Source organism: Nocardiopsis sp. iso_40, from assembly GCF_056173285.1.
Map to the genome: position 1 here is coordinate 1,798,666 of NZ_CM149666.1, position 24,352 is coordinate 1,823,017.

23 protein-coding genes and 5 tRNA genes are annotated in these 24,352 nt (G+C 71.0%); 8 read left to right on the top strand and 20 right to left on the bottom strand.

Features of this window, described 5'->3' with window-relative positions; all coding sequences use genetic code 11:
• Positions 1–29 precede the first annotated feature (29 nt).
• On the top strand, positions 30–797 hold the full coding sequence (locus AC0VYD_RS07940; protein WP_475479276.1) for an enoyl-CoA hydratase/isomerase family protein: 768 nt from the start codon (positions 30–32) through the stop codon (positions 795–797).
• Positions 798–854: 57 nt separating this feature from the next.
• Here the strand turns inward: AC0VYD_RS07940 and AC0VYD_RS07945 are convergent, their stop codons facing one another.
• The 9 genes from AC0VYD_RS07945 to AC0VYD_RS07985 form a co-directional block, all read right to left on the bottom strand.
• Positions 855–2,111, bottom strand: a complete 1,257-nt coding sequence (locus tag AC0VYD_RS07945) for an RNA-guided endonuclease InsQ/TnpB family protein (RefSeq protein WP_475479277.1) — start codon at positions 2,109–2,111, stop codon at positions 855–857.
• A 217-nt stretch (positions 2,112–2,328) separates the two neighbouring features.
• Positions 2,329–2,622, bottom strand: coding sequence for a SelT/SelW/SelH family protein (locus AC0VYD_RS07950; protein WP_473040724.1), 294 nt, complete (start codon positions 2,620–2,622; stop codon positions 2,329–2,331).
• 113 nt (positions 2,623–2,735) lie between these two features.
• The gene (locus AC0VYD_RS07955; RefSeq protein ID WP_475479278.1) at positions 2,736–3,851 is read right to left on the bottom strand and encodes a winged helix DNA-binding domain-containing protein; all 1,116 of its coding nucleotides are present in this window, start codon (positions 3,849–3,851) and stop codon (positions 2,736–2,738) included.
• Positions 3,852–3,950: 99 nt separating this feature from the next.
• Positions 3,951–5,537, bottom strand: coding sequence for a BCCT family transporter (locus AC0VYD_RS07960; RefSeq protein WP_475479279.1), 1,587 nt, complete (start codon positions 5,535–5,537; stop codon positions 3,951–3,953).
• Positions 5,538–6,199: 662 nt separating this feature from the next.
• A tRNA-Val gene (locus tag AC0VYD_RS07965) sits at positions 6,200–6,273 on the bottom strand.
• Positions 6,274–6,293: 20 nt separating this feature from the next.
• Positions 6,294–6,368: transfer RNA gene (locus tag AC0VYD_RS07970), tRNA-Cys, on the bottom strand.
• Between the two features lie 51 nt (positions 6,369–6,419).
• Positions 6,420–6,492: transfer RNA gene (locus AC0VYD_RS07975), tRNA-Gly, on the bottom strand.
• 71 nt (positions 6,493–6,563) lie between these two features.
• Positions 6,564–6,636, bottom strand: a tRNA-Gly gene (locus AC0VYD_RS07980).
• Between the two features lie 160 nt (positions 6,637–6,796).
• A complete protein-coding gene (locus AC0VYD_RS07985; RefSeq protein ID WP_191273248.1) occupies positions 6,797–7,228 on the bottom strand; it encodes a roadblock/LC7 domain-containing protein in 432 nt (143 codons plus the stop codon).
• Positions 7,229–7,625: 397 nt separating this feature from the next.
• Between AC0VYD_RS07985 and AC0VYD_RS07990 the strand changes: the two genes are divergently transcribed.
• Positions 7,626–8,468, top strand: coding sequence for an aminotransferase class IV (locus AC0VYD_RS07990; RefSeq protein ID WP_475479280.1), 843 nt, complete (start codon positions 7,626–7,628; stop codon positions 8,466–8,468).
• A 144-nt stretch (positions 8,469–8,612) separates the two neighbouring features.
• Here the strand turns inward: AC0VYD_RS07990 and AC0VYD_RS07995 are convergent, their stop codons facing one another.
• Positions 8,613–9,035, bottom strand: coding sequence for an SsgA family sporulation/cell division regulator (locus tag AC0VYD_RS07995; RefSeq protein ID WP_191273252.1), 423 nt, complete (start codon positions 9,033–9,035; stop codon positions 8,613–8,615).
• 477 nt (positions 9,036–9,512) lie between these two features.
• On the opposite strand from AC0VYD_RS07995, the gene AC0VYD_RS08000 reads away from it, so the two are divergent.
• Positions 9,513–9,586 (top strand) — tRNA-Val (locus tag AC0VYD_RS08000).
• 138 nt (positions 9,587–9,724) lie between these two features.
• Here AC0VYD_RS08000 and AC0VYD_RS08005 read toward each other — a convergent pair.
• Entirely contained in the window at positions 9,725–10,042 is a 318-nt protein-coding gene (locus AC0VYD_RS08005) for a PGPGW domain-containing protein (protein WP_475479281.1), read from the bottom strand.
• Positions 10,043–10,623: 581 nt separating this feature from the next.
• Here AC0VYD_RS08005 and thrS point away from each other — a divergent pair.
• Entirely contained in the window at positions 10,624–12,597 is a 1,974-nt protein-coding gene (thrS, locus tag AC0VYD_RS08010; protein ID WP_475479282.1) for a threonine--tRNA ligase, read from the top strand.
• 116 nt (positions 12,598–12,713) lie between these two features.
• Here thrS and AC0VYD_RS08015 read toward each other — a convergent pair whose 3' ends face one another.
• The 8 genes from AC0VYD_RS08015 to AC0VYD_RS08050 form a co-directional block, all read right to left on the bottom strand.
• Entirely contained in the window at positions 12,714–12,872 is a 159-nt protein-coding gene (locus tag AC0VYD_RS08015; protein WP_473040718.1) for a hypothetical protein, read from the bottom strand.
• A gap of 121 nt (positions 12,873–12,993) precedes the next feature.
• Positions 12,994–13,683: a hypothetical protein gene (locus tag AC0VYD_RS08020; protein ID WP_475479283.1), complete on the bottom strand. Its 690-nt coding sequence runs from the start codon at positions 13,681–13,683 to the stop codon at positions 12,994–12,996.
• Positions 13,684–13,923: 240 nt separating this feature from the next.
• Positions 13,924–14,865: a serine/threonine-protein kinase gene (locus AC0VYD_RS08025; RefSeq protein WP_475479284.1), complete on the bottom strand. Its 942-nt coding sequence runs from the start codon at positions 14,863–14,865 to the stop codon at positions 13,924–13,926.
• A gap of 402 nt (positions 14,866–15,267) precedes the next feature.
• Positions 15,268–15,537 (bottom strand): PIN domain-containing protein, encoded by a 270-nt coding sequence (locus AC0VYD_RS08030; protein WP_475479285.1) that lies wholly within the window; start codon positions 15,535–15,537, stop codon positions 15,268–15,270.
• 123 nt (positions 15,538–15,660) lie between these two features.
• On the bottom strand, positions 15,661–15,924 hold the full coding sequence (locus AC0VYD_RS08035; RefSeq protein WP_475479286.1) for a type II toxin-antitoxin system Phd/YefM family antitoxin: 264 nt from the start codon (positions 15,922–15,924) through the stop codon (positions 15,661–15,663).
• 111 nt (positions 15,925–16,035) lie between these two features.
• On the bottom strand, positions 16,036–17,193 hold the full coding sequence (locus AC0VYD_RS08040) for an acyl-CoA dehydrogenase family protein (protein ID WP_475479287.1): 1,158 nt from the start codon (positions 17,191–17,193) through the stop codon (positions 16,036–16,038).
• Positions 17,193–19,334, bottom strand: coding sequence for an acetyl/propionyl/methylcrotonyl-CoA carboxylase subunit alpha (locus AC0VYD_RS08045; protein WP_475479288.1), 2,142 nt, complete (start codon positions 19,332–19,334; stop codon positions 17,193–17,195). Before AC0VYD_RS08045 ends, AC0VYD_RS08040 begins: the two co-directional genes overlap by 1 nt.
• Before the next feature lie 7 nt (positions 19,335–19,341).
• Positions 19,342–20,952, bottom strand: a complete 1,611-nt coding sequence (locus AC0VYD_RS08050; protein ID WP_475480219.1) for a carboxyl transferase domain-containing protein — start codon at positions 20,950–20,952, stop codon at positions 19,342–19,344.
• A 138-nt stretch (positions 20,953–21,090) separates the two neighbouring features.
• Here AC0VYD_RS08050 and AC0VYD_RS08055 point away from each other — a divergent pair, with 138 nt between their 5' ends.
• The 4 genes from AC0VYD_RS08055 to AC0VYD_RS08070 all read left to right on the top strand — a co-directional run bounded on the left by AC0VYD_RS08055 (position 21,091) and on the right by AC0VYD_RS08070 (position 23,522).
• Positions 21,091–21,729 carry an SACE_7040 family transcriptional regulator gene (locus tag AC0VYD_RS08055; RefSeq protein ID WP_475479289.1) on the top strand — a complete coding sequence of 213 codons (639 nt, stop codon included), beginning with the start codon at positions 21,091–21,093 and terminating at the stop codon, positions 21,727–21,729.
• Between the two features lie 199 nt (positions 21,730–21,928).
• Complete coding sequence (locus AC0VYD_RS08060) at positions 21,929–22,528, top strand: sulfite oxidase-like oxidoreductase (RefSeq protein ID WP_475479290.1); 600 nt, start codon at positions 21,929–21,931, stop codon at positions 22,526–22,528.
• Positions 22,528–23,253 carry a ferredoxin reductase gene (locus AC0VYD_RS08065; RefSeq protein ID WP_475479291.1) on the top strand — a complete coding sequence of 242 codons (726 nt, stop codon included), beginning with the start codon at positions 22,528–22,530 and terminating at the stop codon, positions 23,251–23,253. The genes AC0VYD_RS08060 and AC0VYD_RS08065 overlap by 1 nt, the downstream gene beginning before the upstream one ends.
• Positions 23,253–23,522 (top strand): DUF6510 family protein, encoded by a 270-nt coding sequence (locus AC0VYD_RS08070; RefSeq protein WP_475479292.1) that lies wholly within the window; start codon positions 23,253–23,255, stop codon positions 23,520–23,522. The genes AC0VYD_RS08065 and AC0VYD_RS08070 overlap by 1 nt, the downstream gene beginning before the upstream one ends.
• A gap of 138 nt (positions 23,523–23,660) precedes the next feature.
• Here AC0VYD_RS08070 and AC0VYD_RS08075 read toward each other — a convergent pair whose 3' ends face one another.
• Complete coding sequence (locus AC0VYD_RS08075; RefSeq protein ID WP_475479293.1) at positions 23,661–24,089, bottom strand: hypothetical protein; 429 nt, start codon at positions 24,087–24,089, stop codon at positions 23,661–23,663.
• Positions 24,090–24,352: the final 263 nt, after the last annotated feature.

Sequence of the window (24,352 nt, forward strand, 5' to 3'; positions counted from 1 at the left end):
TCGCCCCGAACAACCTGGAAGGCACTCCCATGAGCGAGGAGCTGTCCGTGCGCGTCGACGGTCACGTCGGCGTCCTGGAGATCCACCGCCCCCCGAACAACCACTTCGACCTCGACGTCCTCACGGAGCTCGCGGACACCGCCGAGGAGCTCAGCGCCCCCGGCGGCTGCCGTGCCCTCGTGCTGTGCTCGGAGGGCAGGAACTTCTGTGCCGGGGTGGACTTCGCCTCCGGCGGGGTCGGCGACACCCCCGTCCGGACCCTCGACGCCATCTACGGCCAGGGGCTGCGCCTGTTCTCGCTGCCGGTGCCCGTGATCGCCGCCGTCCAGGGTGCGGCCGTGGGCGGCGGGCTCGGCCTGGCGTGCGCGGCGGACTTCCGGGTGGCCGCGCCCTCCACCCGTTTCCACGCCAACTTCGGACTGCTCGGCCTGCACCAGGGCTTCGGGCTGACCGTCTCCCTGCCCCGCATCGTGGGGGAGCAGCGGGCCGCCGACATGCTCTACACCGCCCGCCGGGTCCACGGCCACGAGGCGCACACCATCGGACTGGCCGACCAGCTGGTCGCCGACGGCGCCGTCCGTGAGGGCGCGCTGGAGTACGCGCACCGGATCGCCGCCTCCGCGCCGCTGGCGGTGCGTTCGATGAAGGCCACCATGCGGGCCGACCTGCTCGCAGCGCTGCCCGCAGCGCTGCACCGGGAGGTCGTCGAACAGACCAAACTGCTCGGCACCGAGGACAACGAGGCCGGGGTCGCCGCCTCCCTCGACCGCACCAGTGCGACCTTCACCGGGGATTGACTTCCTCCCCTCCCTGAAGGGAGGGGATTCCGATACGCGCTTGCGCGCGTATGGGCCCTAAGGCCCGGCCCTCACAGGCCCGGTTTCCTGCTTCGTTGCCGACTGCGGAAGGGAGGACCCTTGCCGACTGACACCAGCTCCCCAGGCATCACCCGAGACTGCTTCTCGGGCTGCGACTCGACCAGCCGCAAGGATGTTCTTGGCCGCGTTGACATCACGGTCGTGCCGTGTGCGGCAGGCCGGGCACGTCCAGTGCCTCGTGCCCAGGGAAAGCTTGGCGAGCAGGTGCCCGCAGTCCGAGCAGGTCTTGCTGCTGGGGAACCACCGGTCGACCACCGCGATGGTGCGTCCGGCCCGGTGGGCCTTGTACTCCAGATGGCGGCGGAACTCGCCCAGGGCGGCGTCCAACACCGAACGGTTCAGCCCGGACTTCTGGGCGACCTGCTTGCCGGGGGCGTCGACGGTACCCCGGCAGGAGCGGGTCATCCCGGACACGTTGAGGTCTTCGATAGCGACCAGGTCGTGCTCGCGCACCAGACGGGTCGTGGTCTTGTGCAGGAAATCTTGCCGTGCGTGGCGGACCTTGCGGTGCGCGATCGCGACCTTGCGCTTGGCCTTGCGGCGGTTGTTGGAACCGCGCTGTGTGCGGGCCATCCGCCGCTGGTACCGGGCCAGATTCTTCGCCTTACGCTCCAGGTGCCGGGGGTTGGGAATCTTCTCCCCGGTGGACAAGGTGGCGAAGTCCTTGACCCCCAGGTCGATACCGACCTCGGAGTTGCACTCGGGTGCGCGCTCGGGATCAGCCGCCTGTACAGCGAAGGTCGCGTAGTAGCGGCCGTCCGGCTCACGGGAGAGGACCACCATGGTCGGGTTCAGCGCTGTGAGATCCACCTGCGGCCAGGACCACGCCACCGCCAAGGGCCGGGTCTGCTTGGCCAGGAACACCTGCCCGTTGCGGATGCGGAACGCGCTGCGGGTGTAGTGCGCCGACTGGCGACCGGTCCTGCTCTTGAACCGGGGGTACTTGGCGCGTTTGGCGAAGAAGTTCGCGAACGCGGTGTGCTGGTGCCGCAGGGCCTGCTGGAGCGGGACCGAGGACACATCGGCCAGGAACGCCAGGTCTTGGCCGCGCTTCCACCCGGTCAGCGCCTGGTCGGTCTGCTTGTACGAGGTTTTCTCGCCGCGCTGGTGGTATGCCGTGTGGCGCTCAGCGAGGGTCTTGTTCCACACCAGGCGCACGCATCCGAACGTGCGGCCCAACTGGGCCGCTTGTTCGGGGTCCGGGTAGGCCCGGCACTTGTACGCCGTCCGCATACAACAAAGCATGCACCAAGGAGGGGCATGTGTAAGGCAAAACAGCAGAGCGCAGGCGGGCTGTCCCGGATTCCTCCCCGGCCTGAAGACCGGGGCATCCTCCGGGAGGAACGGTGACCCGCCCCGGTGGCGGCGTCGGCGGGGCGCGTGGCCGCCGGAGGCCGGGGCCGCGGGCGGTCTCCCGACCGCCCGGGTCACCCGGGTTCGTCCAGGGCTCTCAGGTCTGCCGCTCGGAGTGGCCCAGAGGCCGCTCGGGGGCGACCCGGTCCCGGACCAGCCTCTTGACGTCGGCCGCGTCGGTGAAGGCGGCGTCGCTGCTGCGGGACCAGACGGCCTCGCCGTCGACACGGATCTCGAAGACGCCTCCGGTGCCGGGCACCAGGGCGACCTCGCCGAGTTCGGCCTCGAAGGTGGTGAGTAGTTCCTGCGCCATCCACGTCGCGCGCGGCAGCCACCTGCAGCGCGTGCAGTACTCGATTTCCAGCCGGGGTTTCCTCACCTGTTCTGACACGGTCACCAGTATGCCCGGTGCCTGACAGCGGGACCTCCACCGTCGCCGTCAGGGTCCTCCCGTCGGCCGCGGTGGTCGCGCCGCGCACCGCGGTCCGGCCCCGTCCGACCCGTTCAGCCGACCGGGACGTCGATCCGTACCCGGTCGGTCCCGCCGTCGGAGAGGAACAGGGCCAGCAGCTCGGCCCGTTCACCGACCTCCGTCCGCTCGGCCCCGGTCAGCGCTCGCAACGGGGTGACGGCCACGGCGCCGTCCTCGGACCGCCAGGTCGCGGCGACGCGGCCGTCCACCAGCACCACGCGCTCACCGGCGACCGACAGGCCCCGGTGCCGGTCGTCGATGATCCGCCCGCGGTGGTGGTAGCCGAGGACCGCGTTGTCGAACGCGGGCAGGAACCGCACCGGGGCTTTTGTGGCGGGGTCCGGGCGCGGGGCGTCGGGCAGGTCCAGCAGTTCCCGGCCGCGTTCGTCGCGGAAGGAGACCAGCTCCTCGCGTGTGGCGGCCACCGCAGCGGGCAGCCCGGCCAGCCCGCACCAGGAACGCAGGTCGGTGGAGGTCGCGGGTCCGTAGGCGGCGAGGTAGCGCCGGACGAGGGCCCGGCCGACGGGGTCGGTGCCCTCCGGGGCGGGCGGGGCGGGCTCTCTCCCGAGCCAGGAGGAGAGCAGGACGTTGCGTACCCCGCCCCTGGCCCGCCACAGGCCGCGCGGCGGGGCCTGCACGACGGGGAGCAGCGCCGAGACCAGCATCTCGCCCAGTGGCCGTCGGCCCGGTTCGGGCCAGCGGTGGGCGAGCGCCGCCACGAGTTCGCCCATGGTGCGGGGCTCACCGTCGGACATCACCGCTCGGCCCGCCCCGGCGAGCTCCGCCAGGTCCACCTCCCGGAGTTCGTTCCGGTAGACGCCCATGACCTTCTGGCGCAGCATGGCGTCGAACCGGCTCCGCCAGGCGAGGGCGTCCTCGGCGGTGACCAGGTGCACGGTGCGCCGCATGAGGTGGACCCGCACCACGCGGCGTTCGGTCAGCAGTTCCGACAGTTCCGACGGGTCGAAGGAGCGCAGCCGCGACCAGAGCCCCACGAACGGCTCCTGCGGCTCCTGCGCCTGGAGGCCGCCGAGGTGGGCCACGGTCTCCAGGGCCGACGTGTCGGTCGGGGCGAGCAGCGCCTGCCTGGCCAGCGTGGCGCGGTTGAGCGCCCGCTCGTCCAGGACGGGCTCGGTTCCGGTGGGCATCGCCTGCTCCTGAGGTCCTCGTGGTTTCCACGGGAACGATCCCAGAGGTGGAGGTCGGGACGTGTCCGCCACTTCCCGGGGCCGGGCCCGCCCCGGCGGTCAGTTGGACCGGATCGGCTCGCTCGCCTCCGCCGCGGGTTCGTCCTCCGCCGGTGCGGGGTGCGCGGTCGGCGCGCCGACCGGCTCCGCCCGCTCCTCGCTTCTCAGGTCGCGGCAGAAGCTGACGACCACGCCCACGATGATGACCAGGAAGGGCGCCGAGGCCACGATGACGGTCTGTTGCAGCGCGTTGAGCCCGCCCGAGAACAGCAGGATGATCGCCAGGGCTCCGGTCATCGCCCCCCACAGCAGCAGGATCGGCGTCCGGGGCCGGATGGAACCGCGTGTGGTGAGCATGCCCAGTACGTAGGTGTTGGCGTCGGCTCCCGAGACGAAGAAGAGCACCGCCAGGATCACCACCAGAGCCGTCGTGACCGAGGGGACCGGGAACTCGGCCAGGGTGGCGAAGAAGGCGCTGTTGAGGTCGGCCGCGGTGGCTCCGGCGATGTCCGTGCCGTGGTTCAGGTCCAGGTCGATGGCCGAACCGCCGAAGACGGAGAACCAGGCGAAGAAGGCCAGGCTGGGCATGCCGAGGACGACCAGGACGAACTGGCGGATCGTGCGGCCGCGCGAGATGCGGGCGAGGAACAGGCCGACGAAGGCGCCCCAGGACACCCACCAGGCCATCATGAAGTACGTCCAGCCCTGGAGCCACTCCGCGTCGCCGAAGGCCGGGCCCCGCAGGCTCATCAACAGGAAGTCGCCGCCGTACTGGCCGAAGGACTCCAGGAAGAGCGAGATCAGGAACGCGGTCGGGCCGAGGAGGAGCACGAACAGGAAGAGCACCGCGGCGACCGAGAGGTTGATCTCGCTGATGTAGCGGATGCCGCGCTTGATCCCGGAGGCCGCGGAGAGGCTGAACAGCGCCGTGACCACGACCACGATGACGACCTGGGTGGTGATCCCGGTGGGGGTGCCCAGGAGCCGGTTCAGCCCGTTGTCGATCTGCAGGGCTCCCAGGCCGAGGGAGGTGGTGGTGCCGAACAGGGTGGCGAAGACCGTGAAGACGTCGATGGCCTTGCCGAGGGGACCGTCGGCGTGCCGCCCCATCAGCGGCCGGAACAGGGCGCTGACCAGTCCGGGGCGCTTCCTGCGGTGCATCGAGTAGGCCAGGGCCAGACCGAAGATCGCGAAGATCGCCCAGGCGTGCAGTCCCCAGTCGTAGAAGGAGTACTGCAGGGCCAGAACCGCCGCCCCCGGGGTCCCCGCCTCGGCCAGGCCGTGGGGAGGGGTGGTGAAGTGCGAGATCGGCTCGGCGATCCCGTAGGAGACCAGGCCGATGCCCATCACCGTGCACAGGATCATGGCGATCCAGGTGTGGGTGGCGAACTCGGGGCGGTCCTCGTCCGAACCCAGCCGGATGCGCCCGTACCGGCTGCAGGCCAGCCCGGTCAGGAGCGCCAGGAGCAGGAGGGGGAGCAGCAGGTACGCCCAGCCGAAGCTGCTGGTGATCCGGTTCAGCGCGGAGCTCATGGTGGCCGTCTGGTGCTCCGGGGCGGCCACGCCCCAGACCACGAACAGCGCCGAGATGGAGAGGGAGGCCCAGAAGACCACCCCGACGGTTCCTCGTTCGGTGGTGTCATTCATGGGTCGACTCCTCTCTCGCGACGTCGGCCACCTTCGGTGGTGACACACGGCACGAGGGTTCGCACGGCTGTGGGCCGTCGCGTTCGTCTGGTCTGGGGCCAAGGGCGGGTTGCACGGAAACGGGCCGCCTGTTCGTCGGTGGATGATCGAGACCCCGGGAGCCCCTCCGCGGTGTGCGGGGCGTGCCGAGCGGAGAATCAGGACGGATCGGGGTCGAGGCGAGCGCGCGGGACCCCGAGGGGATACCGGTGGCGGCGAGGAGGACCCCGTGACATCGGCGGCAGGCCCCCGTCCGGGTCGGCGCGCCGCGTTCGACAGCACGGCCGCGCGCTGGCTCAGGGGCCTGCGCACACGGTTCCGACTGACGGGCCGACCGGGAAACGGTCGCGTGTCGGCCCCCGGACAGGGATGCCGCGGGACCGGCCGAGCCGGGTCGGGCCGAGGAACCGGCGGAGCCTCCGAACGAGCGTACTCGCATGTGGGAGCGGGTGCCGCCACTCCGGCCCCGGAACCCTGTGCCGCCCCTCTCACTGCCCGGGCGGCCGCCGGACGGACAGGGCCCGACCCGCGCCCCCTCTTCTGGGGCGGCCCGGGCCAGGGGCTCGGCAGCCCCGGAAACGACGAGAGGCCAGATCCGAAGATCCGGCCTCTCGTGCTGCTTGTGGGCGATACAGGACTCGAACCTGTGACCCCTACCGTGTCGAGGTAGTGCTCTAGCCAACTGAGCTAATCGCCCTCATGGGAATGAGGTTCGCATGGAGCCGGAGACGGGAATCGAACCCGTGTGCAGGGATTTGCAGTCCCTTGCCTCAACCACTCGGCCACTCCGGCTTACAGGAAGCACGAGGGTGCCGAGCGGCACCCATGCGTGCCTCTTCTCCGAGCGGACGACGGGATTCGAACCCGCGACCCTCACCTTGGCAAGGTGATGCTCTACCAGCTGAGCCACGTCCGCGTGCGGCCTGGGATGTTCTCCCGGGCCTGATCCGATTGTGCCACCTGGGGCGGCGCTATGCGAATCGTTCGAGCGGACGACGGGATTCGAACCCGCGACCCTCACCTTGGCAAGGTGATGCTCTACCAGCTGAGCCACGTCCGCACGGCGAGTTCTCGGTTCGGCTCCGGTCTCCGCCGGTGCCGCGTCCCTCGCTGCGTTAGGAACTCTAGCGGAAGTTGGGGCAAGTGCGAAATCGACTTCCGCCGGAGGGCTCCTGCGCCCTGCCGTGGCAGGCCCGGCCGGCCCGCCGCGGCGGCATTGGCTACTTCTCCACGTGGGCGGGGGAGGAGGGCATGTCGGGCCGGGGCGGGGCGGACAGGTACTGGCCGACCCGCTCGATCACCTTGTTCATCTCGTAGGCGATGAGCCCCACGTCGCTGTCGGCGTCCGACATCAGGGCCATGCACGCGCCCTCTCCCGCGGCGGCCACGAACAGGAAGGCGCGGTCCATCTCGATGATGCTCTGCCGGATGGTCCCGGCGGAGAACTGCTTGCTGGCTCCTCCCGCGAGACTGTGCAGACCGGAGGCGATGGCCGAGAGGTGCTCGGCGGCGGGGCGGTCGAGGCCGCTGGAAGTGGCCATCAGGAGTCCGTCGGTGGACAGGACGATCGCGTGCTGTGTGCCCGAGGCGCGGGTGAGGAGGTCGTCCAGCAGCCAGCTGAGTTCGCCGCGGGCGGTGCTCGGTGGGGTCATGTCTCTCTTTGCTGTGTCTGGTGTGGTCGCGAGTGACAGGGGCACGCGCGCTGCGGAACGCTTCACGTACACCGGTCGGAGAGGCGGCGGGGGCGGGCGCCACCGGTCCCGCATAAGCGTTGCCCAGATGATAGTCATTCGTAACTTATCTGTCCGGCTGCAGCCGTCGGTTCCGGGTGGGCCGCATCGGAGGGCCGACTCCGTGACCAGTGGAGACGCCCCCGTAAGGAACGCGGGAACCGGACCGGCGGCCGGTGCCGGACAGAGGACTTGCCAAGGCGCGGACCCGGCGGGTACGGGCGGGTACGGCGGATTCTCCGGGCACGGCGGGTGCCGCAGGTGGGAGGATTCGGGAAGAGACCGGCCCGACCAGGGCCTTGAGAACTCGGGGGTTGGAATGAGGGTGTGGATCGCCGGCGCCGGTTACGGCCGCGGCGCCGTGCTGGAGGACGAGGACGCGCGTATCCCCGTGACCGACCACGGGATCACCGTGGGGGACGGGGTCTTCGAGACGGTCCGCTCACAGGGCGGCAGGCCGTTCGCGCTCACCCGCCACCTGAGGCGGCTGTCGCGGTCCGCCCGAGGACTGGGCATGGCCGAGCCCGACCTGGAGCTGATCGCGGACGGCGTGGCCCGGGCGGTGGCCGCGAACCCGGAGCTGCCGGACGCCCGGGTGCGCATCACCGTCACGGACGGGACCGGCCCCCTGGGCTCGGACCGGGGCCGGGGGGAGCAGACCGCCATCGTGGCCCTTGGCCCCTTCCCGGGCATCGCCCCCGCCACCGACGTGGCCCTGGCGCCCTGGCCGCGTAACGAGTTCGGCGCGCTTGCGGGCCTCAAGACGACCTCCTACGCGGACAACGTGCGCGCCCTCGCCTACGCGCGTGAACGCGGGGCCAGCGAGGCGGTCTTCCGCAACATCAGCGGGAACCTCTGCGAGGGCACCGGCAGCAACGTCTTCGTGGTGCTCGACGGCCGGCTCCTCACCCCTCCGCTCTCGGCCGGTCCGCTCGCGGGCATCACCCGGGAACTGGTCCTGGAGTGGTTCGGCGGTGCGGAGGAGGACGTTCCGATGGAGCGGCTCCCGGAGGTCACCGAGGCCTTTCTGACCTCCACCGGCCGCGACGTACAGCCGATCCTGAACATCGGTGACCAGCGGGTGTCCGCCGAGGCGGGCCCGGTCACCGCGAAGGCCAGGGCCGTGTTCGCCGAGCGTTCCGCGGCTGACCTCGACCCGTGACGGGCCCCTCCGGGCCCGCCGGAGGCGGCACGAAGGGGCGGGGACGGCGCCCGGGCGCCGTCCCCGCCCCTTCGTCGGTCCTTCCCGCCGCCCCGCCGACATGCGGGACCCCCACGGGCGCGGAGGTGCCGCCGGACCTTCGCCTCAGGAGTGGAGGTGCTGCTGGATCTCCTCGTCGAGGTCGACGAACTGGGCTTCCTGCCCGGCCGGGACGATCTCGTAGGTGCGGTGGAGGAACTCCGCGAGGGGGGCGACCTGGGTGTCGAACTCGGCCTGCCCGAAGGGCGAGGAGAGCGCGATGCTGACCGAACGGTCCCCGCTGTCGTCCTTGGAGGGCCACACCCGGACGTCTCCCTCGCCGACCGGGCGCACGATGCCCACGGTGAGGAGTTCGCGCGCGAAGATCCACTCGACGGGGTTGTCCTCGCCGGTGTGGAAGGCGACGCGAATCGCGTACGGGTCCTCAGAGCTGTAGTCGAGTCGTGCTACCAGTGGAACCGCGGTGCGCTCCGGGACCACGAGTCGCAGGCCCAGCTCGGCGGTGGCAGTGGTGTCGCTACTGTTCATGTTCGCCAAACCTTTTCTCGTCCGGCCCAGGCGTCCTGGGGCGCGAGCCGGTTGCCGTCTCACTCGCTCCAACGCGGGTACCCGCGGACCATGACGTGAGTACGGAGACTTTTCTTGGTCGATGGGACCGGAGGTCTCGCTGCCCGCCCAGCGGGGCCAGCGCGCCGCGGGGCGGCACCACGATCCTTCGTCACTGTAATGACCAGGGGAAACCAAAGATTTCCCCATGATGAGTGGCCCGTGTCACGCGGAGGTCAATCCGCGGTCGTCTCGGGAGGGTCCACGGAGGCGGGAACTCCTACTCACTGCGGGGATCGCGGCTGGCAAAGGAATCCTGTGGGACTCCGTCAGCCATGATATGTGACCTCAGTCACACCTGTGTGGCCCCGTGGGCGGCCGGGGGTGCATCAACCACCCCCGAACATGCGCTAGAGTTTTTCTTGTCCGGCCGAGAGGGCGGACGGGGCACAGCCCCCAGGGCGATTAGCTCAGTTGGCTAGAGCGCATCGTTCACACCGATGAGGTCACTGGTTCGAGTCCAGTATCGCCCACAGCCGGGAGGGCCCACTCCGTATCGCGCGGAGTGGGCCCTCTTTTTTTGGTTTTGGCCCTGCAAGGCCCGGGCAACGTGCGCGTATGCGTCCGCAGGCCGGTTTTCGGAGGTTGCCCGGTGCGGGAAAGGTCCCCGCCTATTCCTCGGGTACGCCGCGCGGGGAGTCGCGGCCCCGGAGTGCGGCCCTGGCGGCTCTGCGCGAGCGCAGGCGCGACAACAACTCGCTCCTCATCCGCATCGCCCACCTCTCACCCCTTCGGGACCACACCCGGGCGGGCCTCAACAGCCGGTGGGCCCAGCGGAACTCGCTGCTGAGTATGAGCATGCCGAGGAGAACCGAGGCGATCCCCGGCCCGGGGACGATCATCATGACGACCCCGGCCAGAATGACGACGGTGCCCACCGTGCCGACCAGGATGCGCCACGGAAGGTGCAGGGCCGGGTGGGTGTGCATGCGTCTGCGGAAGAGGCGCAGCCGTGCGCGCAGGCGCCTCCAGCGGCGGATTCGGGCGTGGTGAGTGGGGGATGTCTCCCGGGCGGAAGGCCCGTTTGGTGGGCTCGGTGACATGCGCTCACAGTATTCGGTCGATACGACGGGTGTGTTCGGGACGGAGGCGATACACGAGGTCGGATGTCTGCTGATTGTCACCGATCTCGTTGACCGGATCAATGGTTCCTTCAGCAGTGGCGTTGAACCACCGAAAACATGACGATTGCTGACAGAAAACTCTGATGTCGGCAGGTTCATCCCCGCCGGAGTCCGCCTCAGGGGTCGCCCGGCGATCGGCTGTGGAGGTCGCCGCACTGCGGCGGAACAGGCCGAATCCCCGGACCGAATCGGGATGATTCCCTACTTCGGCCCGGACCCCGGCCGGAACGGGGGGCGGGCGTGCCCGCGGCCGCCGGCCGCCGGACCTGTGGACAACCAGAAGCGGTCCCACCCCGGAGCCGATAGCATCGGGGTGCGAAAACCCTGGCCGCCGTGTCCGGCGGCCGGTTCGCGTCCACGACATCGACGTATCCCTAGGAGTCACCGTGTCCGCCGCGTCTGAGCTGCACATCACCCTCGCCGGAACCCCGCGTGCGGTGGCGGCCACGACTACCGCGGGGCAGGCACTGGAGGCGGACGGCAGGACCGTGATCGCCGCCCTGGTCAACGGGGAACCCCGCGACCTGGCCTGGGAGCTCTCCGACGGAGACACCGTCGAGCCGATCGCGATCGACTCGGAGCAGGGACGGGCGATCCTGCGCCACTCCACCGCGCACGTCCTCGCCCAGGCCGTCCAGGAGCTCTTCCCCGAGGCCAAGCTGGGTATCGGCCCGCCCGTCGAGAACGGTTTCTACTACGACTTCGACGTGGCCGAGCCCTTCACCCCCGCCGATCTCAAGAGCATCGAGAAGAAGATGCAGCAGATCATCAAGCAGGGGCAGCGCTTCGACCGCCGTGTCGTCTCCGATGACGAGGCCCGCGCCGAGCTGGCCACCGAGCCCTACAAGCTGGAGCTGATCGGTCTCAAGGGCGGTGCCGCCGAGGCGGCCGACGGTGCTTCCGCCGAGGTCGGCACCGGTGAGCTCACCATCTACGACAACATCCACCCGCGCACCGGCGAGCAGTGCTGGAAGGATCTGTGCCGGGGCCCGCACGTCCCCACCACCAAGGTGGTCCCGGCCTTCAAGCTCATGCGCACCGCCGCCGCCTACTGGCGGGGCAAGGAGACCAACCCGCAGCTCCAGCGGGTCTACGGCACCGCCTGGGAGAACAAGGACAGGCTCAAGGAGTACCTGGCCTTCCTGGAGGAGGCCGAGAAGCGCGACCACCGCAAGCTCGGCTCCGAACTCGACCTGTTCTCCATCCCGGACGAGATCGGTTCCGGCCTGGCGGTCTTCCATCCCAAGGGCGGCATCATCCGCCGGGTCATGGAGGACTACTCCCGCAAGCGGCACGAGGAGGGCGGCTACGAGTTCGTCTACTCCCCGCACGCCACCAAGGGCGCCCTGTTCGAGAAGTCGGGGCACCTCGACTGGTACGCGGACGGCATGTACCCCCCCATGCAGCTCGACGGCGGTCAGGACTACTACCTGAAGCCGATGAACTGCCCGATGCACAACCTGATCTTCGACGCGCGCGGGCGCTCCTACCGTGAGCTGCCGCTGCGCATGTTCGAGTTCGGCACCGTGTACCGGTACGAGAAGTCCGGTGTGGTGCACGGCCTGACCCGCGCCCGGGGCTTCACCCAGGACGACGCGCACATCTACTGCACCCGCGAGCAGATGGCGGACGAGCTCGACTCGCTGCTGACCTTCGTGCTGGACCTGCTGCGCGACTACGGTCTGGACGACTTCTACCTGGAGCTGTCCACCAAGGACCCGGAGAAGTACGTCGGTGACGACGCCAGCTGGGACGAGGCCACCGACACCCTCCGCCGGGCCGCCGAGAAGCAGGGGCTGGAACTGGTCCTGGACCCGGGCGGCGCCGCCTTCTACGGTCCCAAGATCTCCGTGCAGGCCAAGGATGCCATCGGCCGTACCTGGCAGATGTCCACCATCCAGCTGGACTTCAACCTGCCCGAGCGCTTCGACCTGGAGTACACCGCCGCGGACGGCACCCGCCAGCGCCCGGTGATGATCCACCGCGCCCTCTTCGGTTCCATCGAGCGGTTCTTCGCCGTGCTGCTGGAGCACTACGCGGGCGCCTTCCCGGCGTGGCTCGCCCCGGTCCAGGCGGTGGGCATCCCCATCGCCGACGAGCACGTCCCCTACCTGCAGGAGGTCGCCGCCAAGCTGCGCGCGGAGGGGATCCGGGTCGAGGTCGACGCCGGAGACGACCGGATGCAGAAGAAGATCCGCAACGCCCAGAAGCAGAAGGTGCCCTTCATGCTGCTGGCCGGTGACGAGGACATCAGCAAGAACGCGGTGTCCTTCCGTTACCGCGACGGTTCACAGAACAACGGAGTCCCCGTGGAGGAGGCGGTCGCCGAGATCGTCACCGCGGTCCGTGAGCGCCGCTGACGAACTCCCCGCCGACGGCTTCGGCACGGAGCCCGTCCCGAAGCCGTCCCACGGACGCGGAGAGCGCCCGTCCCCTTTCTGGGGCGGGCGCTCCGTCTTCTCCCGGAGGGGCCGGGTCAGCCGCGCTCACTCTGGCCCTTGGGCTCCTTGTCGTCCTTGAACAGGTCCTCGCGGGAGATCTTCGCGGTGGCGTTGGGGTCCGCCGTGGTCTCCTCCTCGTCATCGCGGAACAGGTCCTCGCGCGAGATGCGGTGTGTGGCATTGGGGTCACTCATGGGGGTTCCACTCCTTGTGCGTTGGGGTAAGCCGGATTTTATCCGTCCTCGGCACGGGGGCCGCATGTTCCCGCCCCCGCCCCTGCTCCCGCGCGGGGCAGCGGGTACTCGGGGCCACGGATCAGCACTCGGTGGTATCGCGTTCCCACGCCTGGGCCGGGACCCGGTCCACCAGGTCGATCAGATAGTCGGCGGCGGTCAGGGCGCGGTCCGGATCCAGGTGCATGGCAGCCCAGGTCAGGACATGGGAGCCGGTGAAGCGTACCGGCAGGGAGCGTGACCGGCAGTCCGACAGCAGCCAGGAGACGGTGTCCTGGCCCAGGACGGCGCGGGTGAAGTCGTCATCGGTGCCGACGGTGCGAAAGGCTTCGGAGAAGGCCCGGCCGACTTCCTCCGGACCGCCCCGGCCGTCGAGGGACACGATACGGGCCAGGTCACGACGGTGGATCTCCAGGTCCGCGCCGGGCCCCGGGGTCCGCACCGCGACGACCCGGTAGGTCTGCCGCTCCTGCCCGGCGCCTCGCCGCGAGACGGGGGAGGCGCTGCGGGTGACCTCGAACATGGTCGTCAGGTGCGTGCCCCGGCGTCCGGTGAGCACGTGGCGGGCACGTGTGCCGGGTCCCTGGACGGTCCGGGGCAGGACCGCGTCCTCCAAGGGGCTCGGGTGGTGCTCGGTGTAGTGCCAACCGTGTTCTCGGGCCCATGCCTGGAGTTCGGCGGCCCGCTCCTTGCGAAAGTGCGCGGCGACCGTGATCACCCCGGCCGACACCACCACGGTGACCAGGGCGAGCAGGGACAGGGCGCCTTCCATCCGGTGTCTCCTCGGGTGGGGAACGTGAGGAGCCAGGGACCCGGTACGGGCCCGCCGAGGCGGGCCGGGTCTCCGCGGACCCGGAAATCAGGGGGCCCGCACTGGCCTTGTCAGTCCATTCTGTGCCGATTGGTGGTGCTTGTCACCCCTCAGGGGCGCCCTGCGGTGGCACAGGGAGGAGTAGACCCCGCGAATGGAGGCGGAACCGGCAAGCGCCTGTCCGGAAGCGGACAGGCGCTTTCAGCGTCCGAGCCACGGCAGGTGTCCGGGGTCGCGCTCCGCCGACCAGCTGGCACGCGCCGCGGGGACGGTCGCCCCGCCGGTGCCCGTCGTCCCCCCGACCGCCCGCAGCAGATGCAGGATCTGCGCCGGGGAGGGCCGGTATCCGGGCGGTTCGATCAGTGCCGCCCGGACCGGGACGACCAGCTCCCCGGGCACCCCGGTCAGGTCGGCCTCACCGCGCAGGACCCGTTGGGTCAGCGCCTCGGGGCTCCCGCGGCCGAAGGGGTTGCGTCCGGTAGCGGCGTAGGCGGTCAGCTGGCCCCAGGCGAACACGTCCGAGGCCGCGGTGGCGGGCGCCCCCCGGAGGCGTTCGGGGGCGATCCAGCCGGGGGTGCCCATCACCCCGCCGGTCCTGGTGTGCACGGTGCCGTCCAGGGTGCGGGCGATCCCGAAGTCCAGGATGCGCGGGCCGTCGGGGGAGAGGACGACGTTGCTCGGTTTGAGGTCGCTGTGCGCGACCCCGGCCCGGTGGATGTCGGCGAGGGCGGCGGCCACCCCCGCGGCCACCCCGGTCAGGGCACCGCCGAGCAGTCGGCCCACGCCCTTGACCTGCCCGCGCAGGGTCGGTCCGGGCACGTACGCGGTGGCCAGCCATGGCATCTCCGCCTGCGGGTCGGCGCCGACGAAGCGGGGCACGAAGGGGCCGCGCACCCGGCGCAGGGCCCCGACCTCCCAGGCGAAGCGGGCGCGGAACTCCGGTTCGTCGGCCAGTTCCGGGTGCACGGCCTTGACCGCCACCAGCCTCCCGAACCGTGACCGGCCCAGGTAGACGGTGCCCATGCCACCGGAGCCGAGCCGCCCGAGCAGGCGGTGCGGGCCCAACCGGACCGGGTCGTGCGCGCCCAGGGGTCTTATCGGCGGGCTGTCGGTCTTCCCCCGATCACGCCTCAGGCGAGCCATACCGCTCCTCGGTCGTGTGGGCGGTGCGCGTCGGCGGGCGGACGCCGTGCGGGAGACGGGGCGGGAAGGGCGCGGGCACGGGGCGGGAGAGGAGCACGGTGGCGAAACCTCGTGGGGGTAGGGGGCGCGGAGGCGGGACCCACCGGTGACGGGCCCGTCACCGGATGGCCCCAGCACGGTGGACGCCCCAGGACCCGGGAAAGTTCGGCCGAGGCGCGCCCCGCCCCTCGACCGGGGATTCGGCACGCGGGTGCGCGCCCGCCCTTCCGCCACTGCCCGGGAACGCCGCAGCTCCCGGGTAACGTCGTGGGAATTCCGCGGACAGAAGGGTTTCGGGAGCGCCGGCGGTGTTCTCCGACAGAGTTTCCGGAGCTCTTCTTACCCGGCCCCGTTACGGGGCTCTCAGACCTCGATAACGTCCAGCGCGCTCTCCAGCCCCTGGAAATCATCCGCGTTCCGGGTATAGAGCGGGAGCCCGTGCACCGAGGCGACGGCGGCGATCATCAGGTCCATCCTGCGTGGCTTGGGGCTACGGTTCGCGGCGATGGTCAACGCCACGAGGGTGCCGTAGCGGGCAGCGGCCTCTCCGCCGAACGGAAGGGGGACGAAGTCCACGGCCGCGGCCTGGAGTCTCTCCGTGCGGGAGGCCCTGGCCACAGGGTCCTTCGCCATGGCGACCCCCTGGTGCAGTTCGGCCATCGGGAGGTTATCTCGGGAAAGTGGGGCAGGAGTGCGGGATCGAGATCAGGTAGATCAATGAACGTGCAGGTGTCGAGCACCCCGGTTTCGTGGCTCTCAACCATCCTCGCCCTCGCTGATCCGGTCCTCGTCGCCGAAGAACTCGTCGGCTTCCTTCCTCATGGCGGCATGGTCGATTCGAGGCAGGCGTCGGTGACGCTCCACGAGTTCCCCGGCACTGAGCCTGCGCCTGCGTGCCAGGGGCCGTACCTCGGCCACATCGACTCCGTTGCGCGTGACGTGGAAGGCCTCCCCGGCTTCCACGGCATCCATGACGGCGGCGGCCTTGTTGCGGAACTCTCTCCGCGTGATCGTCTTCATGAATCGAACGTAGCTCTGCGTGTCTCGCCGTGCTACGTATTGTCGAAGGTTCAGGTAGGAGAACGCGGCCCCGGGGACTCCGTTGTCCTCGGGGCCGCGTAACCGTGGGGATCAGGCGGGCAGTCCGAGCTCCCTGGCGATGAGCATCTTCTGGACCTCGCTCGTGCCCTCGCCGATCTCCAGGATTTTGGCGTCCCGGTAGAAGCGCCCCACCGGGTAGTCGTTCATGAACCCGTAGCCGCCGAAGACCTGGGTGGCGTCGCGGGCGTTGTCCATCGCCGCGTTGGAGGCGATGAGCTTGGCGATGGCCGCCTCCTTCTTGAAGGGCTCGCCCGCCAGCATCCGCGAGGCCGCGTCGTAGTAGGCCAGGCGGGCGCTGTACGTGCGGGCCTCCATCTCGGCGATCTTGAACTGGATGGCCTGGTACCGGCCGATGCTGTTGCCGAAGGCCTGCCGTTCGTGGGCGTAGCGCACGCTCTCGTCCACGCATCCCTGGGCCAGGCCCACCGACAGCGCCGCGATGGCGATCCGCCCCTCGTCGAGGATGCGCAGGAACTGGGCGTAGCCGCGGCCGCGCTCGCCCACGAGGTTGGCCTCGGGGACCCGGCAGTCCTCGAAGACCAGCTCGTTGGTGTCCGAGGCGTTCCATCCCACCTTCGAGTACTTCTGTCCGAGGGAGAACCCCGGGGTGTCCCTGGGGACCAGGATCGAGGAGATCTCCGGACGCCCGTCCTCCCGCGTACCGGTCACGGCGGTCACGGTGACCAGGGCGGTGATGTCGGTGCCCGAGTTGGTGATGAACGACTTGGTCCCGTTGATCACCCACTCGCCGTCCTCCAGGCGCGCCGTGGTCCTGGGCGAGCCCGCGTCCGAACCGCCGTCCGGCTCGGTCAGGCCGAACGCCCCCAGCGCCTCGCCGGAGGTCAGCCCGGGCAGGTAGGTCTTCTTCTGCTCCTCGGTGCCGAAGCGGTGGATCGGCATCGCACCCAGCGACACCCCCGCCTCCAGGGTGATGGCCACCGACGAGTCCACCCGGGCCAGCTCCTCCAGGGCCAGGCACAGGGCGAAGTAGTCGCCGCCCATGCCGCCGTGCTCCTCGGGGAACGGCAGCCCGAACAGGCCCATCTGACCCATCTTGGCGATGATGTCGTAGGGGAAGGCGCCCCGCTCGTAGAAGTCCCCGATGACCGGGGCGACCTCGGTCCGGGCGAAGGTCTCCACGGCGGCCCGCAGGTCGGCGTGCTCGGTCGAGAGTTCGTGACGCTTCATCACTGCTGCTCCTCGCTGGTGGCGGGGGTGGAAGGGGTGCCGGCCGGGTTCTCGGCCGACACGGGGAACGGTTCGACGGTCACCAGGACCGCGTCCATGGGCACCGGGGCACCCGGGCGGACCGCCACCTCGGTGACGGTGCCGTCGACGGGCGAGGGCACGGAGTGCTCCATCTTCATCGCCTCGACCACCGCCAGGGCGGTTCCGGCGGTGACCTCCTGGCCCACCCGGACCGGTACGTCGAGCACCGTGCCCGGCATGGGGCTGCGCACCGTCCCGTCGGCGGCCGCCTCGTCCGCGCGCAGAGCGGCGGCCACCGGCTCCTCGTGCAGGGTCCAGGCGGCGCCGTCGAGCCCCAACCACCGGTGCGCGGTGGCCGGGTCGTCGGCGCGGAGGTAGGTGCGGGTCCGGTCGGGGGTGGTGACGGTGAGCCGGGAACCGTCCGCGGAGCGCCGGGCGCGGACCGCCACGGCCCCGGTCTCCCCGGCTGCTCCGGCGACCCTTTCGGCCCCGTCCCCGGCCACGCTCACCAGGTACCGGCCGGCGCCCCCGTCCCGGCGGACGCGGACCACGACGGCGTCGTGCCCGGGCGACCGCAGCCGCCACGGGGTCCAGGCCGGGCCGCCCATCCGCCATCCGTCGGGTACGGCGAAGCGGTCCGCGCTCGGCGGGCCCTCCAGGTCCAGTTGGTGGTCCAGGGCGGCGGCCGCGTACACCTCGGCGGGTACCCCCTCGGGTGCGGCGGCGGGGGGATCGGCGGCGATCAGGTCGGTGCTCAGGTCACCGGCCGCCACCCGAGGGTGGCGCAGCAGCCGCCGCAGGTACGCGGTGTTGGTGACGCAGCCCAGCAACAGGTAGGAGCCGAGCGCGGCGTCCATCCGGGCCAGCGCCTCGGACCGGTCCGCCCCCCAGGTGACGACCTTGGCCAGCATGGGGTCGAAGTCGGAGGTCACCGACCCGCCCTCGGCGATACCCGAGTCCACCCGCACCCCCGGCCCGGAGGGCTCCCGCAGCGCCAGGACCGGCCCGCCCGAGGGCAGGAAACCCCGGTCGGCGTCCTCGGCGTAGACACGGGACTCCACCGCGTGCCCGACCCAGGACACCTCCTCCTGGGTGAAGGGCAGCGGTTCCCCGTTCGCGACCCGGAGTTGGAGTTCCACCAGGTCCACGCCGCGCTCGCCGCGGACGGCCACGACCTCCTCGGTGACCGGGTGCTCCACCTGCAGCCGGGTGTTCATCTCCAGGAAGGAGAAGGACAGTTCGCCGCCGGGCCCGGTCTCGGCGATGAACTCGACCGTGCCGGCGCCCACGTACCCGCAGGAGCGGGCGGCCGCCACCGCGGCCTCACCCATGGCGGCGCGCTGCGCGGAGCCGAGCAGCGGCGACGGTGCCTCCTCCACCACCTTCTGGTGGCGGCGCTGCAGGCTGCACTCGCGCTCTCCCAGGTGCAGGACGTTGCCGTGGGTGTCGGCCAGGACCTGCACCTCGATGTGGCGCGGCCGTTGGACCAGCTTCTCGACGAGCAGGGTGGAGTCCCCGAAGGAGGCCAGTGCCTCGCGGCGGGCGGCCGCGGCGTCGGCGAGCAGGGTGTCGGGGGAGTGGACGGCCCGCATGCCCTTGCCGCCGCCGCCGGCGGAGGGCTTGATCAGCAGCGGGTAGCCGGTCTCGGAGGCGGCGTGCAGGAGTTCGTCGTCGGACAGGGGCTGTCCGGGTTTCTCGGTGAACCCGCCCAGGACGGGTACTCCGGCTCGGGCCACCGTGTCCTTGGCGCGGATCTTGTCGCCCATGGCCTCGATCGCGGAGGCGGGCGGGCCGACGAAGACCAGGCCGGCCTCGGCGCAGGCCCGTGCGAAGCCGGCGTTCTCGGACAGGAAGCCGTACCCGGGGTGGACCATGGTGGCGCCGCTCGCGGCGGCAGCCGCGACGATGCCCTCGGCGTCGAGGTAGCGGTCCACCCTGAACGCCTCGTCGGCGGCCAGGGTGTGCGGTGATCCGGCGTCGGCGTCGGTGTACACCGCGACCGAGCGCAGTCCCGTCCGACGCAGGGTGCGCATGACGCGGAGCGCGATCTCACCCCGGTTGGCGACCAGCACGGTGGCCGGTCCGGTGCTGTCGGGTGTTGTGTCTGGCGTCGTGGTCAAGGGTTCCTCACATCCGGAAGACGCCGTAGCCCACCGGGTCCAGGGGCGCGTGGCGGGCGGCGGACAGGGCCATGGCGAGCACGTCCCGGGTGTCGGCGGGGTCGATGACGCCGTCGTCCCACAGGCGGGCGGTGGAGTAGTACGGGCTGCCCTGTTCCTCGTACTGGTCGCGGATGGGCGCCTTGAAGGCCTCCTCGTCCTCGGCCGACCACTCCTCGCCCCGGGCCTCCTTCTGGTCCCGGCGGACGGTGGACAGCACGGAGGCGGCCTGTTCACCGCCCATCACGGAGATGCGGGCGTTCGGCCACATCCACAGGAAGCGGGGCGAGTAGGCGCGGCCGCACATCGAGTAGTTGCCCGCCCCGAAGGAACCGCCGATGACCACGGTGAACTTGGGGACGCGGGCGCAGGCCACCGCGGTGACCATCTTGGCCCCGTGCTTGGCGATGCCGCCCGCCTCGTAGTCGCGGCCGACCATGAACCCCGAGATGTTCTGCAGGAACACCAGGGGGATGGACCGGCGGTCGCACAGTTCGATGAAGTGCGCGCCCTTGAGCGCGGACTCGGCGAACAGGATGCCGTTGTTGGCGATGATCCCGACCGGGTGGCCCTGGATGTGCGCGAACCCGGTGACCAGGGTGGTGCCGTACTCGGACTTGAACTCGGTGAACTCGCTGCCGTCGACCACCCGGCCGATGACCTCGCGCACGTCGTAGGGGGTCCGGGTGTCGGCGGGCACCACCCCGTAGAGCTCCCCGGGGTCGAGCTCGGGCGGGCGCGGTTCGCGGACCTCCCAGGCGGGCGGGTCGAGCGGCCCGAGGGTGTCGGCGATCCGCCTGACCCTGGTGAGGGCGTCGGCGTCGTCGTCGGCGAGGTGGTCGGTGACCCCGGAGATCCGTGAGTGCAGGTCGCCGCCGCCCAGTTCCTCGGCGGTGACGACCTCGCCGGTGGCGGCCTTGACCAGGGGCGGACCGCCGAGGAAGACCGTGCCCTGTTCGCGGACGATGACCGCCTCGTCGCTCATCGCCGGAACGTAGGCGCCGCCGGCGGTGCAGGATCCCAGGACCGCCGCGATCTGCGGGATGCCCGCCCGGGACATGGTGGCCTGGTTGTAGAAGATGCGGCCGAAGTGCTCCCGGTCGGGGAAGACGTCGTCCTGCATGGGCAGGAAGGCGCCGCCGGAGTCGGCCAGGTACACGCAGGGGAGGCGGTTGTGCAGTGCCACCTCCTGGGCGCGCAGGTGCTTCTTGACCGTCATCGGGTAGTAGCTGCCGCCCTTGACCGTGGCGTCGTTGGCGACCACGACCGTCGGCCGTCCGGCCACGCGGCCGACCCCGGCGATCATCCCGGCTCCGGGCGCGTCCTGGCCGTCCCTGCCGTAGAGGCCGTAGGCGGCCAGCGGGGCGATCTCCAGGAACGGTGAACCGGGGTCGAGGAGGAGGTCGACGCGGTCGCGGGGGAGGAGTTTGCCGCGCTCGACGTGGCGCGCTCGGGTCTTCTCGGGGCCGCCGAGGGCCGCGGTGGCGATCCGCTCCCGCAGCTCCAGTGCGAGCGCGCGGTTCGCGGCGTCGTTGGCGGCGAACGCGGGACCGGCGGTGTCCACCGCCGAACCGAGCACAGGTGCCCTGCTCATGGTGTCCTCTCGTGGAGGGATGTTAATGCTCACTAACAACAGTGATGTTAGTAACTACTAACATGGGTGTCCAGGGCCGGGAGCGGCCCGGATCACCGGATCGGCTCGACGAGAGGTGGACGGATGGACGCGGGACAGGGGCCGGCGGGGCACAGACAGACGGGGCAGCGGCCGACGGGTGAGCGCAGGACGGCGATCCTGGGCGCGGCCGCGCGCCTCTTCGCGGCTCGGGGCTACCGCGGGGTGACCATCGACGACCTCGGGCGGGCGGTCGGCACCACCGGGCCCGCGTTCTACCGGCACTTCCCCGGCAAGGAGGCGCTGCTCGGTGAGGTCCTCGTGGACATCAGCGACCGCCTCTCCCGGCGGGGGAGCGAACTCGTGGCCGGGGCCGGGAGCCCCGGGGAGGCCCTGGAGGCGCTGCTGCGCGGACACATCGAGTTCTCCCTGGACGAGCCCGACCTGATCACCGTGCACGACCGGGAACTGGGCAACCTCACCGAGGAGGACCGCGGCCGGGTCCGGCGCCTCCAGCGCGGCTACGTGGAGGAGTGGGTCGGCGTCCTCGCCGAACTGCGCCCGGCGAGCCGGCCCGCCGCCCTGCGCGCCTCGGTGCACGCCGCCTTCGGTCTGCTCAACTCCACCCCGCACAGCCGGGGCGCGCTGTCCCGTGACGAGATGGCCGCCCTGCTGCTCCGGATGGGCTCCGCGGCCCTGCTCGCCGGGGAACCCCCGGCCCATGTCGAGATGGACCGCCGCTGAACGTGGCTTTGCCGGCTCACGGGTAGGCCGCGCACTAGTCTCCCGGGTCTCGGGCCCGGGAGGTGCGCGTCCGTCTCCGAGGCAGGCCCCTTCTTCCGCGCGGCGTCCGCCTCATCGGGGAGACGTGCCGGTGCCCGCCTGTCCGAGGGGCACGCGGGGGCGGCCCCGCGGCCTCGGCCAACAGCGTGAGGGGGACGATGTGAACACGGTGACCAGGGGATTCCGCGGCCGCAGAGGCGGTGACCCCGCCCGGATCCCACCGGGCCAGTACCAGACCCACGACTTTCCGGTCCTGTCGGCGGGACCCACCCCGCGGGTGGACACCGACGACTGGACCCTCACCGTCACCGAGGAGACCGGACGAACCCTGAGCTGGACCTGGGAGGAGTTCCTGGCCCTGCCCCAGGAGCAGCCGCACGTGGACATCCACTGCGTCACACGGTGGTCCAAGCTCGACACCGACTGGACCGGGGTCAGCCTGGACGTGCTGTTGGCGGAGGCGGAGACCACGGCGGAGCACGTCCTGGTGTCCGGCTTCGGCGGCTACACCACCAACATTCCGCTCCAGGACCTGACCGACGGCCAGGCATGGGTGGTGCACGCCTTCGAAGGTGAGCCGCTCGCCCCGGAGCACGGCGGGCCCGCCCGGCTGATCGTCCCGCACCTGTACTTCTGGAAATCGGCCAAGTGGGTGAGCGACATCAGCCTGCTCCACCAGGACGAGCCCGGGTTCTGGGAACAGGCCGGGTATCACGACTACGGCGACCCCTGGCGCGAGCAGCGCTACCGGGGCGACTGATGGCCGTGTGGCGGCCAGCCGTGCTGGTGGACGACCGCTGGGAGAGCGGCAGCGCCCGCACGCTGGTGCTGGAGGTCCCGGGCTGGCCCGGACACCGTGCGGGCCAGCACGTGGACGTGCGACTGAGGGCCGAGGACGGTTACACCGCGGAGCGCTCCTACTCGGTCTCCTCGGCTTCCGGGGGACAGCGGATCGAGCTGACCGTGCAGCGGGTGGCGGGCGGGGAGGTCTCCCCCTACCTGGTGGACGAGTTCGCGGAGGGCGACCGGGTGGAGGTGCGCGGCCCCCTGGGCGGCTGGTTCGTGTGGGACGCGAAGTCCCCCGATCCGGTGGTGCTGGTGGGCGGCGGCTCCGGCATCGCGCCCCTGATGTCGATGGTGCGTGAGCGGCGCAGGGCGGGCAGCCAGGCGCTGTTCCGCGTCCTGTACTCGGTGCGCACGCCCGAGGACCGCCTCTACCGGGGCGACCTGGGGTCACCGGCGGACGGGGGCTTGGACCTGTTCGTCGCCTACACCCGGCGCGCGCCGGAGGGTTCGGTGCGGACCCCGGCCCGTCTGGGCGTCGCGGAGCTGAACATCCACGGGCTTCCCGCGGAGTTCGCGCCGATGTGCTTCGTGTGCGGGCCGACCGGGTTCGTGGAGACGGTGGCTGACGCCCTGGTGGCGTTGGGCCATGATCCGAGGCGGGTGCGGACCGAGAGGTTCGGCCCGGGTGGAGGTGCGTGATGAGTGAGCCGGGGCATCTGGACGCCAATGTCCTCGCCGGACCGTTGTCGGAGGTCCTGTGCGTGGACCTGACCGCGGCCGAACGGCACTGCGCCGTGTGCGGGGCCGAAGGGGCCTTCGCCGAACTGCACGTGGTGGCGGACGGCCCGGGTCTGGTCGCGAGCTGTCCGAGCTGCCGGACCCTGGTCCTGCGGTTGGTGCGCACCTCCGACAGCCTGTGGCTGGATCTCGGGGGGAGCGGAACCGTCCGGGTGTGGACCGGGACCTGAGGGGCGGGCCCGGGGGACTCCAGGGGTGGATCGGCCCGTTAACCGGTCCGGCGCGCGGCCCGAGAGCCGGATCGGGGGCGCGAACGCGCGGAAGAAGGGGCGGGCGGCCCCGGCCGCCCGCCCCTCGCGCCCGGTGCCCTACGGCAGGCCGACGCCGCCGGCCACGTCGTCCACCGGCTGGGTGACGTCACCGGTGTCGGTGCCGTCGACCGGAAGCTCGCCGGTCACGTCGTCGCTCTCCACCGGCACGTCGTCGGTGCTGACGGGAAGGTCGAGCTCCTCGAGGGCGCCCATCGGGTCCTCGAACTCCAGCAGTCCCCGGAGCAGTTCCAGCGCCTCGGGGTCGCTGAGCAACTCCACCGCTTCCTCGTCGGCAAGGATCTCCTGGACCTGCGGGTCCTCGAGCAGGGCCGCCGCTTCGGGTGAGGGTTCCTGCACCGTGTCGGTGACCCCGTCCACGGGCTCGGTGACCTCCTCCGGCGGGTCCGCGAAGGCGGCCCCCGCACCGGACACGGTCACTCCGGCGGCCAACACGGTGGTGGCGGCGATCCTGGTGAACGCACGCATACTCGTTCCTTGCCCCTCTCCGAAACACGGGTCAGCACTTTCCGTTTGTGCATGACCACACACAGTGATCAAGTGTCGCTTCTGGGGCGCCAAAGGCGGGTCTCCTCCTCCTGAAGAACCCGCATGCCTTTCCCCGCGAGGGCCAACAACGGACAAAGGCCTCGGGGCGGCTGGTGTGGGAACCGCCGAAATCGATGCCTCCCCCGTACATTCGGCACCGGTGAAGTGGGTACGCCCGCGTCCGACGGCCCAACAGACGCGAA

Coding starts and splice junctions, on each gene's coding strand:
- AC0VYD_RS07960 (WP_475479279.1), bottom strand. CDS start 5,537: ATGAATGACACCACCGAACGAGGAACCGTCGGGGTGGTCTTCTGGGCC.
- AC0VYD_RS08070 (WP_475479292.1), top strand. CDS start 23,253: ATGAGTGAGCCGGGGCATCTGGACGCCAATGTCCTCGCCGGACCGTTG.
- AC0VYD_RS08035 (WP_475479286.1), bottom strand. CDS start 15,924: ATGAAGACGATCACGCGGAGAGAGTTCCGCAACAAGGCCGCCGCCGTC.
- AC0VYD_RS07955 (WP_475479278.1), bottom strand. CDS start 3,851: ATGCCCACCGGAACCGAGCCCGTCCTGGACGAGCGGGCGCTCAACCGC.
- AC0VYD_RS08005 (WP_475479281.1), bottom strand. CDS start 10,042: ATGCACACCCACCCGGCCCTGCACCTTCCGTGGCGCATCCTGGTCGGC.
- AC0VYD_RS07985 (WP_191273248.1), bottom strand. CDS start 7,228: ATGACCCCACCGAGCACCGCCCGCGGCGAACTCAGCTGGCTGCTGGAC.
- AC0VYD_RS08040 (WP_475479287.1), bottom strand. CDS start 17,193: ATGAAGCGTCACGAACTCTCGACCGAGCACGCCGACCTGCGGGCCGCC.
- AC0VYD_RS07945 (WP_475479277.1), bottom strand. CDS start 2,111: ATGCGGACGGCGTACAAGTGCCGGGCCTACCCGGACCCCGAACAAGCG.
- AC0VYD_RS08075 (WP_475479293.1), bottom strand. CDS start 24,089: ATGCGTGCGTTCACCAGGATCGCCGCCACCACCGTGTTGGCCGCCGGA.
- AC0VYD_RS07995 (WP_191273252.1), bottom strand. CDS start 9,035: ATGAACAGTAGCGACACCACTGCCACCGCCGAGCTGGGCCTGCGACTC.
- AC0VYD_RS08015 (WP_473040718.1), bottom strand. CDS start 12,872: ATGAGTGACCCCAATGCCACACACCGCATCTCGCGCGAGGACCTGTTC.
- AC0VYD_RS07940 (WP_475479276.1), top strand. CDS start 30: ATGAGCGAGGAGCTGTCCGTGCGCGTCGACGGTCACGTCGGCGTCCTG.
- AC0VYD_RS08055 (WP_475479289.1), top strand. CDS start 21,091: ATGGACGCGGGACAGGGGCCGGCGGGGCACAGACAGACGGGGCAGCGG.
- AC0VYD_RS08025 (WP_475479284.1), bottom strand. CDS start 14,865: ATGGCTCGCCTGAGGCGTGATCGGGGGAAGACCGACAGCCCGCCGATA.
- AC0VYD_RS07990 (WP_475479280.1), top strand. CDS start 7,626: ATGAGGGTGTGGATCGCCGGCGCCGGTTACGGCCGCGGCGCCGTGCTG.
- AC0VYD_RS08020 (WP_475479283.1), bottom strand. CDS start 13,683: ATGGAAGGCGCCCTGTCCCTGCTCGCCCTGGTCACCGTGGTGGTGTCG.
- AC0VYD_RS08030 (WP_475479285.1), bottom strand. CDS start 15,537: ATGGCGAAGGACCCTGTGGCCAGGGCCTCCCGCACGGAGAGACTCCAG.
- AC0VYD_RS08065 (WP_475479291.1), top strand. CDS start 22,528: ATGGCCGTGTGGCGGCCAGCCGTGCTGGTGGACGACCGCTGGGAGAGC.